This window comes from Promicromonospora kroppenstedtii DSM 19349 (assembly GCF_000515355.1).
Classification (GTDB): domain Bacteria; phylum Actinomycetota; class Actinomycetes; order Actinomycetales; family Cellulomonadaceae; genus Promicromonospora; species Promicromonospora kroppenstedtii.
Genome location: NZ_KI911726.1, coordinates 2,049 through 7,038 on the forward strand (window position 1 = coordinate 2,049; position 4,990 = coordinate 7,038).

Annotated in this window: 7 protein-coding genes; 3 read left to right on the top strand and 4 right to left on the bottom strand. The window is 70.8% G+C overall.

Annotation, left to right across the window (positions count from 1 at the left end; genetic code table 11):
- Positions 1–277: 277 nt before the first annotated feature.
- The 3 genes from PROKR_RS21365 to PROKR_RS21375 all read left to right on the top strand — a co-directional run bounded on the left by PROKR_RS21365 (position 278) and on the right by PROKR_RS21375 (position 2,255).
- Entirely contained in the window at positions 278–1,297 is a 1,020-nt protein-coding gene (locus PROKR_RS21365) for a LacI family DNA-binding transcriptional regulator (RefSeq protein ID WP_245605917.1), read from the top strand.
- Between the two features lie 86 nt (positions 1,298–1,383).
- Positions 1,384–1,767 carry an ArsR/SmtB family transcription factor gene (locus tag PROKR_RS21370; RefSeq protein WP_036967122.1) on the top strand — a complete coding sequence of 128 codons (384 nt, stop codon included), beginning with the start codon at positions 1,384–1,386 and terminating at the stop codon, positions 1,765–1,767.
- Positions 1,764–2,255 (top strand): SRPBCC family protein, encoded by a 492-nt coding sequence (locus PROKR_RS21375; protein WP_036967123.1) that lies wholly within the window; start codon positions 1,764–1,766, stop codon positions 2,253–2,255. Before PROKR_RS21370 ends, PROKR_RS21375 begins: the two co-directional genes overlap by 4 nt.
- 24 nt (positions 2,256–2,279) lie before the next feature.
- Here the strand turns inward: PROKR_RS21375 and PROKR_RS21380 are convergent, their stop codons facing one another.
- The 4 genes from PROKR_RS21380 to PROKR_RS35730 form a co-directional block, all read right to left on the bottom strand.
- Positions 2,280–2,729 (bottom strand): SRPBCC family protein, encoded by a 450-nt coding sequence (locus PROKR_RS21380; protein ID WP_036967124.1) that lies wholly within the window; start codon positions 2,727–2,729, stop codon positions 2,280–2,282.
- Positions 2,730–2,845: 116 nt separating this feature from the next.
- Positions 2,846–3,313: a hypothetical protein gene (locus PROKR_RS36995; protein ID WP_211240195.1), complete on the bottom strand. Its 468-nt coding sequence runs from the start codon at positions 3,311–3,313 to the stop codon at positions 2,846–2,848.
- Positions 3,314–3,569: 256 nt separating this feature from the next.
- Positions 3,570–4,667: a DUF998 domain-containing protein gene (locus PROKR_RS21390; RefSeq protein WP_036967126.1), complete on the bottom strand. Its 1,098-nt coding sequence runs from the start codon at positions 4,665–4,667 to the stop codon at positions 3,570–3,572.
- Positions 4,668–4,779: 112 nt separating this feature from the next.
- Positions 4,780–4,990, bottom strand: a 211-nt coding sequence (locus PROKR_RS35730; protein ID WP_084800588.1) for a TIGR02452 family protein, incomplete at its 5' end; no start/stop codon positions are given.

Consider the following 4,990-nt stretch of genomic DNA (forward strand, 5'->3'; position numbering starts at 1 on the left):
CGGGGCCGCGCCGGCCACGAGGGCGGAGCCGGCGAGCGCGAGGGTCGCCAGCAGGGCGAGGCGTCTGTGCCAGGCGGGAAAGGTGCGGGTGTGGGTACTGCGCGGCATGGGATCTCCTTCGAACCGGATGCGCACTGTCTGTGTCGTCTTCCTGTGTCGTCTTCGAACCGGGAGGTTTAGCGGTAAACTTCCGCTGAGACGGTACGGCCACGCCGAGTTCCCGGTCAAGGGCCACTTAGGATGCGGCTGGAGCCGGGTGTCGACGGGGGAGGTTCGCGTGACCACACGACTGAGCGACATCGCGGACGAGGCCGGTGTCAGCGTCATGACCGTCTCGAACGTGATGAACGGCAAGCGCGCCCGCGTCTCGCCCGCCACGATCGAGAAGGTCCTGGGCATCGCCGCCCGGCTCGGCTACGTGCCGAACATCCCCGCGCGCAGCCTCGCGGCGAACAGCTCGCACATCGTGGCCGCCCTGGTGCCGGTGGGGGAGAACAACAGCCTGCTGGTCAGCCCCCACACCGTCGCCGTCGTGGGCGGCATGGAGACCCACCTGCGCCATCACGGCTACCACGTGCTGCTGCGCGGCATCGAGCACGAGGACCAGGTGGCGCAGACCATCCGCGGCTGGTCGCTCGACGGCGTGGTGCTCGTCGAGTTCCCGGACGAGCAGATCGACCGGCTCCGCGTCGACACCGTGCCCCTGGTCGCCATCGACAGCTACTCCGCCAACCCGCGCACCATCGGCGTGCGCAGCGACGACCACGGCGGCGGCCGTCTCGCGGGCCGGCGTCTGGCCGACGCCGGGCACCGCGGCGTGCTGTTCGCCGGGCCGCCCTACCAGGGTATGGGCGTGGTCGGGCAGCGCTGGGCCGGCTTCCGCGAGGCCTGCCTGGAGGCGGGGCTCGACCCGGGCGGCGTCGGCTCCGTCGAGGTGCTCACCTCGTTCGAGGACGGACGGCGGCTGGGCCTGCGGCTGCGCCGCGACCACCCCGGGGTGACGGCGGTGTTCGCCACGGCCGACCACCTCGCCGTCGGCATCATGGCCGGCATCGTGGAGGCGGGTGGCTCCGTGCCCGGCGACGTGTCCGTGATCGGCTTCGACGACCTCGACTTCGCCCGGTACACCACGCCGGGCCTGACCACGATCGCGCAGAACATGCCCGCGAAGGTCGCCGAGGCGTCGCGCATCATCCTGGCCGAGATCGAGCGCGGGGCCGGGGCCGGCGACCGCGAGCCTGTCGCGCTCGACGTGCACCTGGTCGAGCGCGGTTCGGTCGGGCCTCCCCGCGCATGACGCTGCCCTCGCCGTCGCTGTCCTCGCCGTCTGCCAGGGCCGGCGTCGGCCTCTGATATTGGTAACCTATGGGTTACCATTTCCGCATGGACGTCTTCGGAGCCATCGCCGACCCGATCCGCCGTGAGCTGCTGCTGCGGCTCGCGGACGGCCCGGCGCGCGTGGTGGACCTCGCGGCGGAGCACGCGGTGTCACGCCCGGCGATCAGCAAGCACCTGCGGGTGCTGAGCGACGCGGGGCTGGTGCGGGGGACGGACGAGGGTCGCGAGCGGCGCTATGCGCTCGACCCCGCACCGCTCGCCGAGGTGCGCGAGCTCCTCGGCGCGCTCACCGCACGCCGGGCGCCGGTCTCCGTCGCGAACCTCGACGCGCTCGGCACCGAGGTGCGCCGGGCCGCGCGGGACCGCCGTCGAGGGACGTCTGTCTCAGGCACCACCGCGAACCAGAACGCGAAGGAGCAGAGCGCATGAACCTGACCGGAACCCTGGAGGACGACGGGCGGACCCTGGTGCTGGTGCGCCGGTTGGGCGTCCCGATCGACGACGTGTGGGCGAGCGTGACCGAGTCGGACCGCCTGGCCCGCTGGTTCGGCACCTGGACCGGCGACCCGGCCAGCGGCACCGTGCTGGTGACCATGAACGCGGAGGCCGAGCCCGGCGCGCCGGCGCCGTTCCGCGTCGACGCCTGCGAGCCGCCACGGCTGCTGGCGGTGAGCGCCGAGGATGAGTACGGCAACTGGCGGCTGAGCGCCGAGCTCACGGAGGTGGACGGCGGCACCACGCTGACCCTGCGGCAGATGGACGTCGACCCGAAGATGCTGCCCGAGACGGGCCCTGGCTGGGAGTGGTACCTGGACCGCCTGGTGGCCGCGGTCGAGGGCGGCGAGCCGCCGTCGCTCGCCGACTTCGACACGGACTACCTGCCGCTGGGCCCGGGCTACGCGGTGCTGGCGCAGTAGCCCCGTCGCCTCACCGGGAGTCGTTCACCAGTGGGTCGGGCCCGAGCCGTCGTCCCGATGGGCGAGCGTGGCGAGCGCGTCCTTCCAGTGCCCCTCGGACGCCGTCGCGTGCTGCGCGGTGTCGATGTTCTCCTGGGTCACGGTGACGCGGGTGCCGCCGTCGTCGGGCGTGAGCTCGATACGGATCTCGTGGTAGTTCTCGGGGACGTCTGCGAGGCCGCTGAGCGGCGCGAAGTGCGTGAAGTGCAGCAGGCGCGGCCGGTCGACGGCGATGACCGTTCCCTTGTCGGCGAAGACGCGCCCGAAGAAGTGTCCCTCGAACGTGATCGGGCTGCCCGGCTGGTAGTCCGTCTCGACGTTCGCGCCCAGCATCCACCGCGCTCCCGGATGGGTCAGCTCGGCCCAGACCCGCTCGGGCGGCTCGGCGATGTGGGTGCTCGCCGTGGCGGTGTGACGCGGGGTCTCGATGCTCATCGCTGTCCTCCGTGGTGCTCGCGGATGCTGGGGTGGCGTGCCGACAACCTTATGGTGCCCGGGAATCGGCGTGCCGCATGACGACGGTGAGCCTCGACGGTGGCGACGATGCCGGTTCAGTAGGGTCGCGCGGAGCTCCCGCTGTAGCGTCCGAACTCCGCGACGACCTCGTCGGAGGGCGCATCGAGGCCGTCGACACCGATCCTGATCGGTGTGCCGAACCGCTTGCCGGTTCCGTAGGCATCGTCTGCGTAGGCGGCACGTACATCGGGTTCGAGGTGGCGCAGAAACCTCTCGGGCCCGTCGGCGTGGACGAGGATGAGCCGCTCGTCGACCTGGGACGGGCCGATGTAGTCGGGGTGGTCCTCCGGGACATCGTCGTCATAGACCTCGTCGTGGTGGAAGACCTCCCAGGAGGTGACGTCGTGCCAGTCGACCCGGAGGCCGCCCCACGCCGTGAAGCCCTGGTCGTCGAGCACGAGTGCCGGAGCCTCTTCGGTCTGGCCGCGGCGCTGCCGCCAGGCTGCTACCGGTGCGGCGATGCTGATCGTGATGAGAAGAGCGGCTACGACGTAGGCCATCACGAGCTGGACCGGCGTCAGGGAGGCGGGGCCGGCGGCGTCGAGTGATGCCCAGATCACGACTCCGACACCGATCACGAGCATGCCCGAGCAGATGGCGGCCGCTCGACCCGGGTTGGGCGGTACGGGGCGGGCCAGATGAAACTCTCGGGATGACGACACAGGTCGAAGATAACGCTCTGACGAAGCGACCGGATCACCTGGGACTTCATTCGCTACGTACTGCGTTATCGCGCCACCATGCGTCCCAAGGCCGCCCTCAGTTGTTGAGGGCCTTCTGGTGCTGCACCGAATCGTCCCGAGCCTGCTCGACCGCCCCGGTGTTGCGCAGGAACACGATGATCCAGCTGAAGATGAGCACCGCCACGACCAGCTCGACCGCCGTCAGGTTGTAGTACCCGGTGATGAAGAAGACCGCCAGGACCACGATGCAGGCGACGTAGATGTAGCCGAGCAGCACGAACACCCGCGGCATCGACGGAAGCAGCCGGCGCATGCGCGCGACCAGCACGACGTAGATGATCACCATCCCCGTCGCGGAGAGGTTGTGCGCGATCAGGAAGTCGTCGACGGGGAAGATCCCCACGCACGCCAGCAGCACGCCGATGAGCACGAGCGCCAGCCGGACCCGGCGACGTCCGCGCACTTCCCGGGCCGTGGTGTGCGGGAGGTACGCGGTCGCGTAGTTCGCGATGATCGTGACCATCGCGCCGGCGATGACGAGCGTCAGGTTGAACGCCATCGAGGAGACGTCGTCGTTCATCCCGAGGGCGCTGAGGTTCTCCTGCCACCAGAGCGGATCGGTGGCGCTGAGCATGCTGGCGAAGACGCCCACGGTCAGGAACACGGCCAGGACCAGTGACAACATCATCGGGGTGAGGTTGACCGCGGAGAGGAACGCCACGTAGGCGGTCACGGCGAGGGCGACGCCGCCGAGCAGCGCGGCCGACGTCGGGTACGCCGTCGCGCCGATGAAGCTCCGGCTCACGACGGACGCGGCGCCGATCCAGCCCAGCAGCGCGATGACGGCGTGCGCCAGCGACAGGGCCGCGATGTCGAACCAGCGCAGCCGCGGACGCACATCGTCGTCCGCGGACTCGCGCCGGTTCCGGGTGCGCCGCAGGGAGCAGCCGAGGAGGAACGCGACGATGGCGACGAGCGCCCCGCCGATCGCGGCGAAGTCCCCGATCGAGCCTCGGCCGGCGATCGGCACACCGCCGTCGCGGAACACGACGAACCCCACCGCGGTCCCCACGACGAAGGCACCCGCGCCGACGAGCAGCGCTGAGGACTCGCGTGACTCGTTGTCGTCGACGGGGCGCCGGAAGATCCGGGGGAGGGGTGTCGGGTCGCTCATGTCGGTTCTCCTCGCCTACCCGCCGGGCGTGCCTGCCGCCGGGTTCGGAACCAACATGGTCGAAGTTCGCGGTGCCGATGTCACCCGAACAGGATGATCCGTCGGACCCGGGTCACCTCGTTGGCGCGAGCGCCCGCTCGAAGGCCCTGAGCACCGGCTGCCCAGGCCGCGTGTCGAGGATCGCGAAGACGACCTGCTCGAACCAGCGCCGGGAAGCGAGGGCCTCGGCGAAGGTGGTCGCGACCTCGTCCGGGTCGTTGCCGAACACCCCGCAGCCCCATGCCCCGAGCACGAGCCGCCGGCAGCCGTGGGCGGCGGCGACG